General features: G+C 47.4%; 13 protein-coding genes. 9 read left to right on the plus strand and 4 right to left on the minus strand.

Features of this window, described 5'->3' with window-relative positions; translation table 11 throughout:
• Positions 1-78: 78 nt before the first annotated feature.
• Positions 79-984, minus strand: coding sequence for a diguanylate cyclase (locus ACMXYV_RS00800; protein ID WP_415889887.1), 906 nt, complete (start codon positions 982-984; stop codon positions 79-81).
• Positions 985-1,131: 147 nt separating this feature from the next.
• Here ACMXYV_RS00800 and hisB point away from each other — a divergent pair, with 147 nt between their 5' ends.
• The 5 genes from hisB (at position 1,132) to ACMXYV_RS00825 (ending at position 7,492) form a co-directional block, all read left to right on the plus strand.
• The gene (hisB, locus tag ACMXYV_RS00805) at positions 1,132-1,725 is read left to right on the plus strand and encodes an imidazoleglycerol-phosphate dehydratase HisB (RefSeq protein WP_415889888.1); all 594 of its coding nucleotides are present in this window, start codon (positions 1,132-1,134) and stop codon (positions 1,723-1,725) included.
• Positions 1,726-1,728: 3 nt separating this feature from the next.
• Positions 1,729-2,409, plus strand: coding sequence for an imidazole glycerol phosphate synthase subunit HisH (gene hisH, locus ACMXYV_RS00810; RefSeq protein ID WP_415889889.1), 681 nt, complete (start codon positions 1,729-1,731; stop codon positions 2,407-2,409).
• 32 nt (positions 2,410-2,441) lie between these two features.
• A complete protein-coding gene (gene hisF / locus ACMXYV_RS00815) occupies positions 2,442-3,215 on the plus strand; it encodes an imidazole glycerol phosphate synthase subunit HisF (protein ID WP_415889890.1) in 774 nt (257 codons plus the stop codon).
• A gap of 183 nt (positions 3,216-3,398) precedes the next feature.
• Complete coding sequence (locus ACMXYV_RS00820) at positions 3,399-4,400, plus strand: efflux RND transporter periplasmic adaptor subunit (protein ID WP_415889891.1); 1,002 nt, start codon at positions 3,399-3,401, stop codon at positions 4,398-4,400.
• A gap of 8 nt (positions 4,401-4,408) precedes the next feature.
• Positions 4,409-7,492 (plus strand): efflux RND transporter permease subunit, encoded by a 3,084-nt coding sequence (locus ACMXYV_RS00825; protein ID WP_415889892.1) that lies wholly within the window; start codon positions 4,409-4,411, stop codon positions 7,490-7,492.
• Between the two features lie 100 nt (positions 7,493-7,592).
• On the opposite strand, the gene elbB is transcribed toward ACMXYV_RS00825, so the two are convergent.
• Positions 7,593-8,243 (minus strand): isoprenoid biosynthesis glyoxalase ElbB, encoded by a 651-nt coding sequence (gene elbB / locus ACMXYV_RS00830; protein ID WP_415889893.1) that lies wholly within the window; start codon positions 8,241-8,243, stop codon positions 7,593-7,595.
• A 185-nt stretch (positions 8,244-8,428) separates the two neighbouring features.
• Between elbB and hemB the strand changes: the two genes are divergently transcribed.
• Entirely contained in the window at positions 8,429-9,439 is a 1,011-nt protein-coding gene (gene hemB / locus ACMXYV_RS00835; RefSeq protein WP_415889894.1) for a porphobilinogen synthase, read from the plus strand.
• Positions 9,440-9,485: 46 nt separating this feature from the next.
• Complete coding sequence (gene ppk1 / locus ACMXYV_RS00840; protein WP_415891469.1) at positions 9,486-11,636, plus strand: polyphosphate kinase 1; 2,151 nt, start codon at positions 9,486-9,488, stop codon at positions 11,634-11,636.
• A gap of 55 nt (positions 11,637-11,691) precedes the next feature.
• On the opposite strand, the gene ACMXYV_RS00845 is transcribed toward ppk1, so the two are convergent.
• Both ACMXYV_RS00845 and ACMXYV_RS00850 read right to left on the minus strand, forming a co-directional pair.
• Positions 11,692-13,206, minus strand: a complete 1,515-nt coding sequence (locus tag ACMXYV_RS00845; RefSeq protein WP_415889895.1) for a diguanylate cyclase domain-containing protein — start codon at positions 13,204-13,206, stop codon at positions 11,692-11,694.
• A gap of 79 nt (positions 13,207-13,285) precedes the next feature.
• On the minus strand, positions 13,286-14,140 hold the full coding sequence (locus ACMXYV_RS00850; protein WP_415889896.1) for an SDR family oxidoreductase: 855 nt from the start codon (positions 14,138-14,140) through the stop codon (positions 13,286-13,288).
• A gap of 53 nt (positions 14,141-14,193) precedes the next feature.
• Between ACMXYV_RS00850 and ACMXYV_RS00855 the strand changes: the two genes are divergently transcribed.
• Positions 14,194-15,099: a hydrogen peroxide-inducible genes activator gene (locus ACMXYV_RS00855; protein WP_415889897.1), complete on the plus strand. Its 906-nt coding sequence runs from the start codon at positions 14,194-14,196 to the stop codon at positions 15,097-15,099.
• Positions 15,096-17,174 carry an ATP-dependent DNA helicase RecG gene (gene recG, locus ACMXYV_RS00860; protein WP_415891470.1) on the plus strand — a complete coding sequence of 693 codons (2,079 nt, stop codon included), beginning with the start codon at positions 15,096-15,098 and terminating at the stop codon, positions 17,172-17,174. Before ACMXYV_RS00855 ends, recG begins: the two co-directional genes overlap by 4 nt.
• The last annotated feature ends 46 nt before the right edge of the window (positions 17,175-17,220 follow it).

Below are 17,220 nucleotides of genomic sequence, written 5' to 3' on the forward strand. Positions count from 1 at the left end.
GGCAAGGGTTCTGAAGGGATGAGGATAAACGGAAATAATGAAGTTTCAATGGTGGAAGCTGAAGGAGGGATGAATAATTTAGCCACAGACTTGGTTTTTACCATTGGCTTTGGCGCGATAGAGGGCTAAATCAGCCTGTTTGAGCATCAATTCCCGATCGGTAAACTCTTTGTCCAATTCGCCTACGCCAATGCTTGCTGTTAGATGCAACACTTCGCTACTGATAATTTGGATTTCCATGTCACGTAGTGTTTCCAAGTAGCGTTCGCCTATTTTTAGTGCTGCTTTTGAATCGGTTTCGGGCAGGATAATCATGAACTCCTCACCGCCATAACGGCAAACGAAGTCGTGAGCTCTTGAGTATCTGTCTAAACATTGTGCTACTTGTTTTAGGGCGATATCGCCGGTGTCGTGGCCATAAGTGTCGTTAATTTCTTTGAAATTGTCGATATCTAACAGGATGACTGAGATCGGGCGCTCTTTACGTACCGCTTCCTGACACAGTTTTTTCAGCTGTTTGCGGCCTTCTCGGCGGTTATAGATTCCGGTGAGATCGTCGTAGGTTGCTAGGCGTTTAAATTTTTTCTCTAGAGTTTTCTGATCGGTGATGTCAATGATGGCGCCGATCAACCCAGCAACGGAACCATCGCTGTCATGAAAGGTAGCTTTATGGAACTTCACGTAGTTGAGCTCTTTGCCTTCTCGATGCACGGGTGTCTCGTAGATCTGGATGCCCGGGTTGTTCAGCAATTCCATATCGGATGCCGCAAAAATCGCTGCGGGGGTTTGATCAAACACCTCAAAGACATTTTTGCCGATTAGATCTTCCCTCGAAACTTGAACATAATCTGCGTAAGCCTTGTTGCAGCCGAGGTACTTACCTTCATGATCTTTGTAATAGATCGGGAAAGGCAAGGCATCAATCACTAACAGCAATGCACGATGATTGCCGCGCAGAAGTTGATGTAGATCGGAATCATTCATCAGCTGATTAAGTCCTTAATGAAAGGCGATACCTACAAGATAGCCTAAGGTCCCTGCATTTGCGTTTAATTTACTACTTTGAAATGTGCATGGATGGGGGGATGGTTGTATAATCGCGGCTCAGATCAAATAGAGCGGGAGTTAACCATGGCGGAGCGTACAGCCAAGGTAAGTCGAGATACATTGGAGACACAGATCACTGTGTCGGTAAATATTGATGGCACAGGCCAGTTTAAGGCTGATACAGGTGTGCCGTTCTTAGAGCACATGATGGAGCAGATCTCCCGCCACGGTCTTATTGATCTAGATATTCACGCCAAAGGCGATACTCATATCGATGACCACCACACGGTTGAAGATATCGGCATCACGCTAGGGCAAGCATTTAAAGAAGCGGTAGGTGATCGTAAAGGGATCATGCGCTATGGCCATGCTTACTGCCCACTGGATGAAGCTTTGTCCCGTGTCGTTATCGATTTCTCTGGTCGCCCTGGGCTCGATTTTAAGTGTGATTTTACCCGCGGTAATATCGGCCGTTTTGATACGCAGCTGTTTTGGGAATTTTTCCAAGGCTTCGTAAATCACGCGGGTGTTACCCTGCATATCGACAACATCAAGGGCTTCAATGCTCATCACCAAGCGGAAACTATCTTTAAAGCGTTTGGTCGTGCACTGCGTTACTCACTAGAGATCGATGCGCGTGCTGCGGATGTTATGCCTTCTACAAAAGGGTGTTTGTAAGTTATGTCGAGTGTAGCGGTAATCGATTATGGTATGGGCAACTTACACTCTGTTGCCAAAGCGCTGGAGTTTGTACAGCCGGGTGTTGAAGTACGTGTGACTTCTGATCCTGCGCTTGTTGCCAGTGCTGACCGCGTTATCTTACCGGGTGTTGGTGCAATGCGTGATTGCATGGCTGAGATGCTAAGTGCCGGTGTGGATAAAGAGGTCACAGATGCAATCAATTCGGGTAAACCATTCCTAGGTATCTGCGTAGGTATGCAAGCTCTGCTTGAGCGTTCTGAAGAGAACGACGGCGTAGATTGCTTGTCTCATTTTAAGGGTAGTGTGAACTACTTTGGCGATGACCTAGCAGAAGAGGGCGAGCGCCTGAAAGTTCCACATATGGGTTGGAACGAAGTCGCTCAGATGGATGATCACCCTCTATGGAATGAGATCGAAGATGGTAGTCGTTTCTACTTTGTTCACAGCTACTTTGTAACGGCTGAAGAACGTGATTTGGTTTCTGGTGTTTGTCGTTACGGTCAGCAGTTTGATGTCGCGCTTGCCCGTGACAATGTGTTTGCTGTGCAGTTCCACCCTGAGAAAAGCTCTAAGGCGGGTCTGCAGTTGCTTAAGAATTTCCTTAACTGGGATGGTAAGCCAGCACCTGCACCGATGACTGAAAATACGATTAAACCTTAATCCATTAGATCAAATTGTAGAGGTAGCTACTCATGGCTTTAGCAAAACGAATTATTCCTTGCCTCGATGTAGAAAATGGTCGCGTGGTGAAAGGCGTTAAGTTTGTCGATATTCGCGACGCTGGTGACCCTGTAGAAGTAGCAAAACGCTACGACGAGCAGGGCGCAGACGAAATTACATTTCTAGATATTACTGCAACCCATGAAGGCCGTGACACGATGGTGCATACAGTTGAGCGTATGGCTTCGCAGGTATTTATTCCGCTGACTGTTGGTGGTGGTATTCGTACTTGCGAGGATATCCGTACCATGTTGAATGCGGGTGCAGATAAAGTATCTATCAACTCTGCTGCGGTATTTAACCCTGAGTTTGTTAAAGAAGCAGCGGAGCGCTTTGGTTCACAATGTATCGTTGTAGCCATTGATGCGAAGAAAGTATCCAAAGAGGGTGAAGAGAACCGTTGGGAGATCTTTACTCACGGTGGCCGTAAACCGACCGGTATCGATGCGGTTGAGTGGGCGCAGAAGATGGTTGAACTAGGTGCAGGTGAAATTCTTCTGACATCTATGGACCAAGATGGCGTTAAAAACGGTTATGACCTAGAAGTCACACGTGCAATTAGTGATGCGGTCAACGTACCAGTCATCGCATCTGGTGGAGTAGGTAATCTAGATCATTTAGTGGAAGGCTGTATCGAAGGAAAGGCAGACGCTGTGCTTGCGGCTTCTATCTTCCATTTTAATGAGTACACGGTTCCGCAAGCGAAGGAATATATGCGAGACAAGGGTATTGAAGTCCGTCTATAACGGAAGTGATAACCTGATTATTAAGCCTCGCAAATGCGGGGCTTTTTATTGCGTGTAAATTAGACACATTGTGAACTTTAGTATGGCTATTAGCGTCAAGGTCATGCATCATTTTGTAGCACGAAAAAAGATTGAGAATCATTTCTAAAAAATGGCTCACAGGGATTTAGTTAGGACTTAGTTATGCGACAGCTCTTCACTCTTACTCTTTTGGTTTTAAGTACTCAGCTTCAGGCAGCAGAAAGTGTGGTAGTTAAGCCTCTGTCTGAACTGTTAGTCCCATCCAGTCAAAGCGCACCAGCGCAGGTGATCAACGATCATCATGTGATTATCAGTAGTCGTTTAAATGCACTTGTTGAAGAAGTGCTTGTTAATGTTGGTGATCAGCTAGATAAGGGCGCGCCACTGCTAAAGCTCGAATGTCGTGATTTTGATCTGCGCTTAGTCCAAGTCAAAAGTGAGTTAAACGCGCTGCAAGCGCAAACGCGTTTGGCCCGTCAGCAATTAAGCAGAGCTGAGCGACTGCTAAAACAGCGTAATGCCTCAAAAGAACTGCGTGATCAGCGTCGCGCTGAGCTGGATAGCTTATTAGCGCAAGCTTCCGGTGCTAAAGCCCGTGTAGATGAAGCAGAGCTAGCGGTATCTCGCTGCACCCCAGTAGCGCCGTTTAAAGGTGTTGTGACTGAACGTTTAGTAGGTGAAGGCAGCCTGGTTGCATCTGGCTCGCCTCTATTTAAGGTCCTGGCTGAAGATCGTCAGGAAGTATCAGCGTTGCTAAGTAGTAAGCAGCTTGCTTCTCTGCCTAATTCCACAAAGATTGAATACTTGATTCAACAGCAGCGTTATCCACTTGGACTACGGGTGATTGTGCCTTTTGTTGAAAATCGTGCCCGTACTCAAGAAGTTCGTTTTCAATTTAGCGCAGAGAAAGCGCTATCAGGTAGTAGTGGCCGATTGGTATGGCAGGAGCCACAAGGGCGCTTGCCGGTTCAGTACATAGTGTCCCGTGATGGTCAGTTGGGAGTGATGGGTCTGAATGATTCCAAAGCAGAATTTATTGCATTACCTAAAGCGGTTGAAGGTCAGGCTGCAGTTGTTGATCTGCCATTGGATATGATGGTGATTGTCGAAGGTCAGCATGGGGTTGAATCGGGCAGTGATGTGACTGTGATGGCGCAGGAGTAAAAACGGTTATGTTGATTCGCCTGTTTAATAACCATGTCTTAGCTAATCTCACCTTCCTGTTGGTATTGGTGATTGGCTTCCTTTGCTACAACCTATTGCCTCGCCAGCAAGATCCCACAATTAACTTTAACTGGGTTGTCGTGACCACTGTGCTTCCGGGGGCTAGCGCCGACGATATCGAGAAGCGTGTAACCGACCCGCTGGAAGACGCTATTCGCAATGTCTCGGATATTAAGTTTGCTTCTTCTAATAGCCGCGAAGCAGTGTCGAGTTTGCTGATACGTTTTTCTGATATTGATGAGCGTACCTTTGATAAACGTATCAATGATCTGCGCCGAGAGATTCAAAATGTAGAAGACGAGCTACCGGAAAATGCGATTGATCCGGTTATCTTAGAGATCACCAGCGCCAACGCTTTTCCAAGTGTCACTGTGGCAGTGACCGCACTGGATGACGACGAAAACCTCAGGGTGCAAGCGCGTAATATCGAAAAAGATCTGGAACGGATCACTGGTGTAGATCGGGTCGATCCGATTGGTCTGGATGATCCTGAGTTGCAGGTAAATTTTGACCCTGAAGCGCTGCAGGCGCTATCGCTGTCGCCTACTCAGTTGTCGAATACTGTATCTGTTTGGTTTCAGGATATCTCTGCCGGTAGCGTGAATGTTGGTGAGCAGGCATGGCTTGTGCGCCTTGTGGGTCGAAGTGCCGACCCAGATCAGGTTAAGCATATCCCGTTGATCAATCTACAGGGGGAAGAGATCACCCTTGGCCGAGTTGCCGAGGTTGTACAAACCCGCGCAAAAGCGCAGCAAGATGCGGTGATTGATGGCAAACCTGCGGTTGTATTGGCGGTGATGAAAACAGCTAATGCCAATACTCTGGAGTTGGTTGAGCGGGTTAAAACTTATATGGACCAGCGTAACGAGCTGGCCCAAGCGACCGGTGTGAAGCTGGTGCTGGTGGATGATCAGACCGTACCCACCCGTGAAGCGATCAGCCTTATGCAGAACAATGCGTTGATCGGTTTGATCTTGGTATTGGTAGTGGCGTGGTTGTTCTTGGGTGCGCATATCGCCTTCTTAACTGCGATTGGTATCCCGTTTATTCTGGCAGGTACTTTCTGGGTGCTGTGGGGCATGGGCGAAACCTTAAATGTCACCGTGCTGCTCGGTGTGGTTATTGTGCTCGGCATGCTGGTGGATGACGCGGTGGTCGTGGTGGAGGCGATCTATCATCGTTTACAGCTAGGACAACCGATCTATCAAGCGACCATGGCCTCTCTCGAAGAGGTGGGTCGTCCAGTGGTGAGTGCTGTTTTAACCACAATGGCGGCCTTTTTACCTTTAATGCTGCTGCCGGGGATATTAGGTGACTTTATGCGGGTGATCCCCATGGTGGTCACCATCGCATTAGCGATCTCTCTAGTCGAAGCATTCTGGATGCTGCCGGTACACGTTAGTGTGGCACGAGTATCCTTTGCGAATCCGGGACGGATGCAGCGCTTTCGTACCCGCATGACCCATAAAATTCAGATCACTTATGTACGCTCGTTGATTAAAGCGATGCGTCGCCCTGTGCTGACTTTTAGCTTGATCGGTACGCTCTTTATCGGCTCGATGGGCGCGTTAGGTGCGGGTCTAATTAAGATGGATTTCTTTGCCTCTGATCCGCTGCGATTGTTTTACGTCAATATTGAGATGGCACCTCAAACTTCGCTTGATGCGACCTTGAATAAAGTGAAGCAGATGGAGAAAGTGGTAAGACAGCATGTTAAAGACGAGGATCTGCGAGCAGTAGTCGGTTATGCCGGGCAGCAATTTACCGAAACAGCGCCGATGTTTGGTGAGCACTATGGCCAGGTCTTAGTCGGTTTGAAGCCAAAAACAGAAGATAACCGTTCAGTCGATGAGTTATTAGCTGCGGTGCGTGAAGATGCCTTGGCGTTGCCGGGGCCGTTGAATATCTCTTTCCTTCGTATTGCGGGTGGTCCGCCGGTATCCAAGCCGATCAGTATCAAAGTCCGTGGTGATGAATATGCCGAAATTCGAGCTGCAGCAGATGCACTGAAAGCGTATATGAATACAGTGGATGCCATTACTGACGTAACAGATGACGCCGGTGGCGGTCGTATGACGTTAACGTTGAAAGCTGATTATGATGCGATCACTCAAGCGGGGCTAAATCCCCAAGAGGTTATCCGTACAGCGCAGTTGCTGGTAGATGGTGAAATAGTTGCAGATATGCAGCACGAAGGCGAAAAATTAGAAGTGCGGGTGCGGGCGAAGCCTCAGCAGTACAGTGATATCGAACAGTTACTTCTATTTGAGTTACCGCTAGCGGATGGTGGACGTGTTCCGTTGATCAATCTGGTGCGTTTTGAAAAAGAGAAGGCGCTTGGCAATATCCGACACTACAACTTCCGCCGAGCGATCACGGTTGAAGCTGACCTTCTGCCTAACAGCATCGATACTGTAACCGCTAACGCTATGGTCTTGGAGCATTGGAATAACGAGCTCCAAGTACAATTTCCAAATCTAGATTTAGACTTCTCTGGTGAGTTGGACGATATCCAAGAGAGTTTAGATGCGATCGGTATTCTCTTCTTGTTTGGTATAGGCCTGATGTATTTGATTTTGGGTACACAGTTCTCCAGCTATATGCAGCCTCTGATGATCTTGATGACCATCCCAATGGCGTTTACCGGTGTAGTACTGGGTCTATTGCTGACACAAAACCCTTTGAGCCTATTTACTATGTACGGTGTTGTCGCTTTGGCTGGGATAGCGGTGAATGCAGCGATTGTGCTGATATCAGCGGGTAATCAACGATTAGATAAAGGGATGTCGGTAAAACATGCCACCTTATACGCGGCTAGACGACGAGTAATTCCAATCTTGATTACTTCGCTGACAACGATTGCCGGTTTGTTCTCTTTAGCAACAGGCTTAGGTGGTCACTCTTTAATTTGGGGGCCGGTAGCGACTGCGATTGTGAGTGGTTTGGCGTTCTCGACCGTACTGACGCTGTTCCTGATTCCTATGTTGTACCGCATCTTTATGCAGTGGTCGCATCGTCGTCAGGGAACGTAAACGCTGGGAAAAGGCTAAAAGGTAAAGCTTAGGTTTAATAAAAGATGCATAAAAAAGCGGCGAATGAATGCCGCCGCTTTTTTCTGTCAGTGATTCTTACTTAAGCTAGTTCAAGCACTTCATCTACTAGCTTACGGATACCTGATGCCGCTTCGGTAATTGAACCCGCTAGCATGTACGCTGGAGTTGTAACGACTTTACGCTCGGAATCAATTACGATCTCGCTAACACCACAATCTTGGTGCTTACCACCCATCGCTTCAATTGCGGATGCAGTGTCGGCATCATTACCGATTGTGCATGTCGCGCCTTCACCGAATAGAATTGGTGTCATTGCTGGAGCAATGCAGATTAGGCCAACTGGCTTGCCAGCTTTATGCATCGCTTGAGTAAAGTTAATTACATCAGGGTTAACTGAGCACTCTGGGCCTTTTACCGCAAAGTCCGATAGGTTTTTCGCTGCACCAAAACCACCTGGAATAATCAAAGCGTCGTAATCTTCAGCATTGGCTGTTGCTAGATCGATAATCTCGCCACGAGCTAAACGAGCGGCTTCAACCAAAACGTTACGTGTTTCACCGGCTTCTTCGCCAGTAAGGTGATTAATAACGTGCATCTGCTCGATATTCGGTGCCATACACTGAGAACTTGCACCGCTTTCGGCGATCTGTAGCAAAGTCAGAACCGACTCGTAAATTTCTGCGCCATCGTATACGCCGCAACCAGATAGAATTACTGCAATTTTCTTCATGCTTTCAGGCTCCTTTATCTACAGTGATATGAGTTTGATCATACCCTTTTGTATGCAGAGTACGATAAGATCAGTTTTATTACTATGGTGACAAAAAGTTACTTAATTTTTAGCCTGATCTCTAGGTTGTCATAAGCTTGTCATCGTTTTCTGTCATATTCATCTTGTAACCTAAGGAAGATGCCGTGTCCTTTAATAACAGCCAGCGCTTTTACCCAGAAACACGTATGCGTCGTATGCGTGCCAGTGATTTTTCCCGTCGTCTAATGCGAGAGAGCGTTTTAACGCCAGATGATCTGATCTATCCAGTCTTTGTGATTGAAGGTCAAAATCAAACTGAGCAAGTCGCGTCTATGCCGGGTGTCGAGCGTATGAGTATCGACTTACTGGTTAAGGAAGCTAAAGAGCTTGCATCTTTAGGTGTGCCTGCAATGGCTTTGTTCCCAGTGACGCCGATGGATGCCAAAACTGAGTTTGCAGAAGAAGCTTACAATCCAGATGGTCTTGCTCAGCGAGCGGTAAAAGCAATTAAAGATGCATGCCCAGAGATGGGAATCATGACCGATGTTGCACTGGACCCGTTCACGACTCACGGGCAGGACGGCATTATCGATGAAAATGGTTATGTGCTGAATGATCGCACGGTTGATACCTTGATCCAGCAGGCAGTATCTCACGCCGAAGCGGGTGCTGATATTGTCGCACCAAGTGACATGATGGATGGCCGTATCGGTGGTATCCGTGATGAGCTAGAGAGCAATGGTTTTGTAAATACATTGATCATGGCGTACTCCGCTAAGTATGCGAGCGCTTACTATGGCCCTTTCCGTGATGCAGTAGGTTCTGCGGCGAACATTGGTAAAGGTAATAAGTTTAGTTACCAGATGGACCCAGCTAACAGTGATGAAGCACTACATGAAGTGTCACTGGATTTGGCGGAAGGTGCAGATATGGTGATGGTAAAACCGGGTATGCCGTATCTGGATATTGTTCGCCGAGTTAAAGATGAATTAAAAGCGCCAACCTACGTGTATCAGGTGAGCGGTGAATATGCGATGCATATGGCTGCTTTCCAAAATGGTTGGTTAGACGAGCGTAGCGTAATGCTTGAATCCCTGTTGGCGTTTAAGCGTGCAGGGGCTGATGGCGTTCTGACGTATTTTGCGAAACGCGTCGCACAGATATTAAACGACTAAACTTTATTCTGTAGTCGTTAAAGAATTAGGGAGAGAAAACAGCGTGATGGTTGAATCAGCGGAACAGAGCGAAGCGGCAGCGGCGTTATTAGAAAGCCGTGAATGTGTGGCAACAACAGAGCAAGAGGTAGAGGAAACACCGGTTGATCTGAAGGTGCCCGAGCTCTATATAAACCGTGAACTCAGCCATCTGCAGTTTAATATCCGAGTTCTAGAACAAGCCTTAGAGGAACAGCATCCGTTACTAGAACGGTTGATGTTCCTGTTGATCTTCTCCAGCAACTTGGACGAGTTTTTCGAGATCCGTGTTGCTGAACAGATGACTCAGCTGAAATATGGTCGAGAGGCGGTAGGTCCCGATGCAATGCACCCGCGTACGGTGTTGCAGCGTATCAGCGAAATCTGTCACCTGACTGTCGATCGCCAATATAAGATTCTGAATGAAACGATCTTCCCTGAATTAGAGAAGGAAGAGATCCATTTTATTCGTCGTCATCTATGGACGCCGGAGCAGAGAGAGTGGGTGCAGTCTTACTTCCATGATCGTGTGGTACCGGTAATCAGCCCTGTTGGTCTGGACCCATCACATCCATTCCCACGTCTGGTAAACAAGAGCCTGAACTTTATTGTTGAGCTGGATGGTAAAGATGCCTTTGGTCGTGAAACCGGCATGGCAATTATTCCGGCGCCGCGCTCTTTACCGCGTTTGATCCGTCTTCCAGACAACCTCTGTGATGGTGGCGATAACCTGATCTTCTTGTCCTCGATTATCCACGAATTTGCGGATGAGCTATTCCCGGGGATGAAGGTTAAAGGTTGCTACCAGTTCCGTATCACGCGTAATGCCGATATGACCTTCGACGTGGAAGAGGTTGAAGATTTGGCAAATACCCTGCGTGGTGAACTGCACTCGCGTAAATACGGGGATGCGGTAAGGCTAGAGGTGGATCAGCGGACACCTGAAGACCTGATTAGTTTTCTGCAAAAAGAATACAAACTGGATGAGTCTCAGACTTACCGCGTAAATGGTCCGGTAAACTTGACGCGTTTGATGGCGGTTCGAGATCTGGTCGAACGTAGTGATCTACGTTGGAAACCTTTTTCACCGGGTATCCCAGGCAAGCTGAAAGGCGACAATATCTTTGATGCCCTAAAAGCTAATGATCAATTGCTGTTGCACCCATTCCAGTCATTTACGCCAGTTGTGGATCTGTTGCGTCAGGCGGCGAAAGATCCGGATGTCGTAGCGATTAAACAGACTCTTTATCGAACAGGGGTTAAATCAGATATCGTTAATGCGTTAGTGGAAGCGGCGCGTAGCGGTAAAGAGGTGACTGTAGTCATCGAACTTCGAGCGCGGTTTGATGAAGAGAGTAACCTGCATCTTGCAGCACGTTTGCAGGAGGCGGGTTGTTTGGTTGTTTATGGGGTGGTTGGTTACAAGTGCCACGCCAAAGCGATGTTAATCGTACGAGAAGAGGAGAATCACTTAGTGCGTTATTCTCACTTAGGTACGGGTAACTATCACTCCGGTACAGCGCGTCTGTATTCTGATTACAGCTATCTGACTGCGGACCAAGAGGTGGGCGAAGATGTCCACAAGGTTTTCCAGCAGCTAACAGGTATGGGTAAGATCCAGAAACTGAAAAAGTTATACACAGCGCCATTTACCCTGCACTCCAAAATGATCGACCTGATCCGTCGTGAGACCCGCTTAGCTAAGTCGGGTAAGCCAGGTCATATCATGGTGAAAGTAAATGGTCTGACTGAGCCGAAGATGATCCGTGCATTATACGAGGCGGCTGCGGCGGGTGTTCAGATCGATCTGATTATCCGTGGTATGTGTCGTTTACGCCCGGGTATTGAAGGCCTTTCTGAAAATATCAAAGTTCGCTCAATTATCGGTCGATTCCTAGAGCATACGCGCGTTTACTATTTTGGTAATGACGGTAAACCTGAGGTGTTCTGTGCGAGTGCGGACTGGATGGAACGTAACATGCTTAACCGTGTGGAGACTGGTTTCCAAGTCTTTGGTAAGCATAGTGAACGTTTGAAGCGTGAGCTGGATTACTACATGAAAGATAACTGTCAGAGCTGGGAGCTACAGGCGGACGGTAGTTATATTCAGAACCAACCAGGAGAGGATGAAGAGGTCTTCTCTGCTCAGCAAACCCTGTTAGAAGAGTTTGCTAAGTAACCTTTCTTTCTTGTTTCTTTTCTTAGATAACAGCCTTACTTATTGGGCAAGGCTGTTATGCGCTTTTTACATAGCTTTGATGGTTATGAACAACTAGTTCGTTACGATTGTTCTTAGCTAGATACAGGGCTTTATCTGCTTCTGTGTAGAGTTCATTCTTATCAGAAATTTGGTTGCCTGCACTCCAGTAGGCACCGATAGATATAGTGACATAGTCGCTGACAGTGCTCTTTTGGTGAGGGATATGCAGTGCTTCAATCTCTACTCTAATTCGATCTAAGAAGTCCTGTGCTTTGGCTACATCTTGTTCCGTAATAATAATGGCAAACTCTTCGCCACCGATGCGGAAAGCATAATCAGATGGGCGGCGTAGGCAGCCTCTAATGCAGTTTGCTATATCACGCAGGGCTTTGTCCCCTTGCGGATGACCGTAGGTATCGTTGTACAGTTTGAAGAAATCTACATCCAGAATAGCTAACGCGATCGCTGTACCATGACGGTAGCTGAGCTTAATTTCGCGTTCTAACACATCTTCAAAACTACGGCGGTTTGGCAATGTCGTTAGTTTATCGGTGATCGATAGTTTTTTGCTGGTGGAGTCCTGCAAGAGGTTAGTAAACCCAGTTATCTGATAACGATCATTAATGTTGGGTAAAATGCGCGAGTTTGCCCAATGCATTAAGCCATCTTCGTTGATATGACGGATCTCTCCTTGCCATGTTTTTCCGGTCTTTATGGTTTTCCAGATCTGTTCTGACAGCATGCTGTGGCTATCAGAGTTATCGAAAAAGTTACTTTGCTTACCGACCAGTTCCTCTTTAGTTGTATTGAGGAAGCGGCACAGGGCGTTACTGGCGTCAATAATCACGCCCTGTGTATCAAGGTTAGCGAGCATAATGTTTTGGTCGATCAGATGTTCTCGTTGGGATAGGGCCTTGTTCGAGCGCAGGATTAAACGTGTCACCTTGATCGCAGTTAACAACGAGATAACAATGGTTAAGACGCCGATGGTGGCGACCACGTAGATCGAGTGATCTCTATTCTCTGATGATTGCTGATGGAATTCTTCGGCTTTGTTCTGGGCAAAGAGCACAAACTCGTGTACTTCTGAAAGTAGCTTATCTACATGCTGAGCACCTTTTGTACGGGTAATCTCTGCGGCTCTTTCTGTTTTACCAGCTAAAGCTAATTTGGCTACTTCGTCACGAATCGGTTTCCACTCAATAAAGGTTTGGTAAGCCTGTTTAATGGTGACTTTATTACCTAGAAAGCGTTCAAAGATAATGTCGAACTCTTGCAGTACTTGCTGCTCTTGGCGGTGAACTTGCTCTAGGGTCGCTTTGAGTTGATCCGGATCTTTGACCAACACCACATCTTTCATATCCCGGTGCATCGCAAACACGAGGGTCTGGATCGACTGACCTGCATTGCTCACAGCAAAGGGGTGGTTATAGATGTTGTCTACATCTTTAGAGATGTTGTTGAGATGGTATAGGCTAAAGCCGCCTAAGCCTGTCATTAAGGTAATGATCAGGACAAAACCAAGTATTAGATTGCGATACTGCTGCATACTATAAAATACTGCTGAATTGAGCGCGCGATTGTATCAAAAACTGCAGCAATCGTGACTTTTAGTTCGATTTATCGTCTTACTTTTGATCAAGATCTAATAAATCACTGTAACCTTCAGTATATGAAGGGTATTTAAAAGTATAGCCCGCTTTAATCAGCTTGTTATTTGAACAGCGCTTGCTGCCTGCTCGACGTGAAACGGTTTCAGACGTGATCTGACTATTGATTGTTGTCGCCATCCAAGTAGTGATCTCATGCATCGTGACTGGATTGCTATCGCTGGCCAGATAGCACGGATCTATAGCTTCGCTGTTGAGCACTTTGGAAATTAGAAAGCTTAAGACGCCCGCACAATCATCGCGGTGGATACGGTTGCTATAATGCTCAGGTTTAGCTGGGGCGATATCGCCACGCATTACTCGGTTTATTAGATGATTTCTTCCGGGGCCATAAATGCCGCTAAACCGAACCACGGTACCCGGTATGTCAGCGCTTAAAACCTGCTGTTCACCTTTGAGCATGATTTTGCCACTAAATGATTTAGGCTCGCAGGGACTTGATTCATCAACCCACTCACTATCGTTCTGGTGGTATACGCCACTACTGGATGTGAAGAATAGATGTTTAGGTTTGGAGGGTAGTGCTTGTAGGGTGTTTTGTACGCCGGTTACGTAGGCCGCTTCGTAGCCTGCTTCATCGTGACTACTGGCAGCTGCCGCGTAGACAAGGATGTGACACTCATCTAAATCCGCCAGAGCCGCTTTTAAACTCTCTAAATTTGTGAGATCAGCGCTTATTCCTTGGATGCCTTGCGGTAGCTGGTTTATATTACGACGTAGGCCAAATACCTTATGCCCTTGATTTAATAACATTTGTCCAAGTGTTGAGCCAACATCGCCGCAGCCGACGATGAGAATAGTTGCTTGTTGCATACAGGTTAAGCCTCCGAAAATCACAGACCTATCATAGCAAAGGATAAGGCCGGATGACCCTTACAGAATTGCGTTACATTGTTACCTTGGCGAGAGAACAGCATTTTGGTCATGCGGCTGAAAAGTGCTTTGTCAGTCAGCCTACCTTGTCTATAGCGGTCAAAAAGCTCGAAGATGAGTTGGGTGTACCACTGTTTGAACGCAGTAAAAACTCGGTTCGAGTCACACCTGTAGGTGATAAAGTGGTGCAACAGGCGCAGCGCGTGCTTGAGCAAGCCGATACCATCAAAGATCTGGCGCTTGAGGGCAAAGATCAACTGAAAAGCCCACTTCGTGTTGGTGCGATCTACACAATTGGACCTTATCTATTTCCTCATCTGGTTTCTCAGGTACAAAAGCTCGCACCGGATATGCCGCTTTATATCGAGGAAAACTTCACCGAGAACCTGCGAGTTAAGATCCGTAATGGTGAGCTGGATGCAATTATCTTGGCGCTGCCATTCCAAGAGCCAGATATTCTGACGCGTCCTCTCTACGACGAGCATTTCGAAATGCTGATGCCTGTGGGTCATCCTTGGGCTCAGCAGAAAACGATCAATAGTGAAGATCTGCCTAATACCCCGCTGTTGTTATTGGGTGAAGGGCATTGTTTTAGGGATCAGGTATTAGAATCCTGCCCAACGTTGAATCAAGCGATTAATACTCAACATACGATTACCGAGGGTAGCTCTCTAGAAACTATCCGTATGATGGTTGGTTCTGGCCTAGGTTGTTCTGTATTGCCGCAATCCGCTGTATATGGAACGGGTCAATCAGAGATGGTGGTAACGCGACCGTTCCAAGAGCCTGTGCCGGAACGTACAGTTGGGGTTGCTTGGCGTGCTAGCTTCCCGCGTCCGCAGGCGATCGATGTGTTGGTTGAAGCGATTGCCTCTTTTGACCCTGCAGGTGGTAAATAAGTTTGTTGCTCGCTGCGATTCCTGTCACAGAGTTAAAAGGTGTTGGCGCTGCGTTAGAACAGAAGCTGCATAACCTTGGTATTCAAAATCTACAGGATCTGTTGTTTCATCTTCCTCTGCGTTACCAAGATCGCACGCGTATTGTGCCTATGGGGGCGCTACGTCCTGGTGATGAGTGCGTGGTTGAGGGTGAGGTAAAACTAGCGGATATTAGCAAAGGTCGTCGCCGTAGTTTGTTGTGCCGTATTCAAGATGGTACTGGGTCGCTGACGCTACGTTTCTTTCATTTTACCGCTGCTCAGAAAAATAACTTAAAACCCGGTACCCGTATTCGCTGTTTTGGTGAAGCGCGCACCGGGGCGAATGGTTTGGAGATCGTCCATCCAGAATATAAGCGGGTGGATAACGATGATTTGGTGCCGGTAGAAGAGAGCCTGACGCCGATCTATCCAACAACCGAAGGCCTTCATCAGGGGCGCTTACGTGCTCTGACTGATCAAGCGCTTAACTATCTGAAAGAGGGTGGCCTGCAAGAGCTCGTGCCTGATCAGTTACGTCAGGGCTGGCAGTTCCCAAGTTTGAATGATGCCGTAGCTTATTTGCATCGCCCCCCAGTCGATGTAGATCAACACCTTTTGTTGGACGGGATGCATCCTGCCCAACGTCGTCTGGCGTTTGAAGAGCTACTCGCTCATCACCTCTCGTTGTTGAAATTACGCCAAAAAGCACGTCAAAAAGGCGCGCCGGAACTACCGGGCACAGGACAACTTAAACAGACCTTTTTAGATCAGCTACCGTTCCCGTTAACCGGTGCGCAACAGCGCGTAGGCAACGAAATAGCCAACGATTTGGCGCAAGCTTATCCCATGCTGCGTTTAGTGCAGGGTGATGTAGGCTCAGGTAAAACCGTTGTGGCTGCTTTGGCTGCTCTACAAACGGTGGAAAGTGGCCTGCAAGCTGCGATTATGGCGCCGACCGAGATATTGGCCGAGCAGCACTTTATCAACTTCAGTAACTGGTTAGAGTCACTGGATATCAAAGTTGCTTGGTTGGCAGGCAAACTCAAAGGCAAGCAGCGACAGACGCAACTAGAAGCGATTAGAACTGGCGAGGCAAGAGTTGTTGTCGGGACTCATGCGCTCTTCCAAGAGGAAGTTGTTTTCTCTGATCTAGGTTTAGTGGTGATCGATGAACAGCACCGCTTTGGTGTGCATCAAAGGCTGTCACTGCGTGAAAAAGGGCGCAATGGTGAGTTAGCTCCGCATCAGTTAATTATGACCGCTACGCCGATTCCCCGAACTCTGACTATGAGTGCTTACGCCGATCTGGATTGCTCTATTATCGATGAGTTGCCACCGGGACGAACACCTGTGAATACAGTAGTTATCGCCGATAACCGCCGTGATGAAGTCATTCAGCGAGTACAAAAAGCCTGTGCAGAAAAGCGTCAGGTTTACTGGGTATGTACTCTGATTGAAGAGTCTGAAGCTTTGCAGTGCCAAGCGGCAGAAGTTACTGCTGAAGATCTGAAAGTAGCGCTACCTGAACTTCGCATAGGTTTAGTCCATGGCCGTATGAAACCGGCTGAAAAGGCTGAAATTATGCAGCAGTTTAAATCCGCTGAATTGGATCTTTTAGTCGCCACTACGGTCATTGAAGTAGGTGTTGATGTTCCTAATGCCAGTGTGATGATCATCGAAAACCCCGAGCGCTTAGGTTTAGCACAGCTGCATCAGCTGCGTGGTCGAGTGGGCCGAGGCTCTGTCGAAAGCTTTTGTGTGTTGATGTATCAAGTGCCTTTATCCAATCAGGGGCGTGAGCGTTTGACCGTGATGCGCGAAACCACCGATGGTTTTAAAATCGCAGAGAAGGATTTGCAACTGCGTGGCCCAGGTGAAGTACTCGGGACAAGGCAGACCGGAACAATGCAGTTTAAAATGGCAGACCTGCAACGTGATTCTGACCTTTTGACCCGGGTTAAAATGGTGGCGGGCCAGATGCAAGAGTGGCCTGATTTTGCAGATTCCTTAGTTGAACGTTGGCTTGGCCGTGGTGAAGACTACGGTAATGTATAATAAATAGATTAATCTATTCATTCGCTTGTCACAGATAGAGAGTAGT

Source organism: Neptuniibacter sp. SY11_33 (assembly GCF_047778025.1).
Taxonomy (GTDB): Bacteria; Pseudomonadota; Gammaproteobacteria; order Pseudomonadales; family Balneatricaceae; genus Neptuniibacter.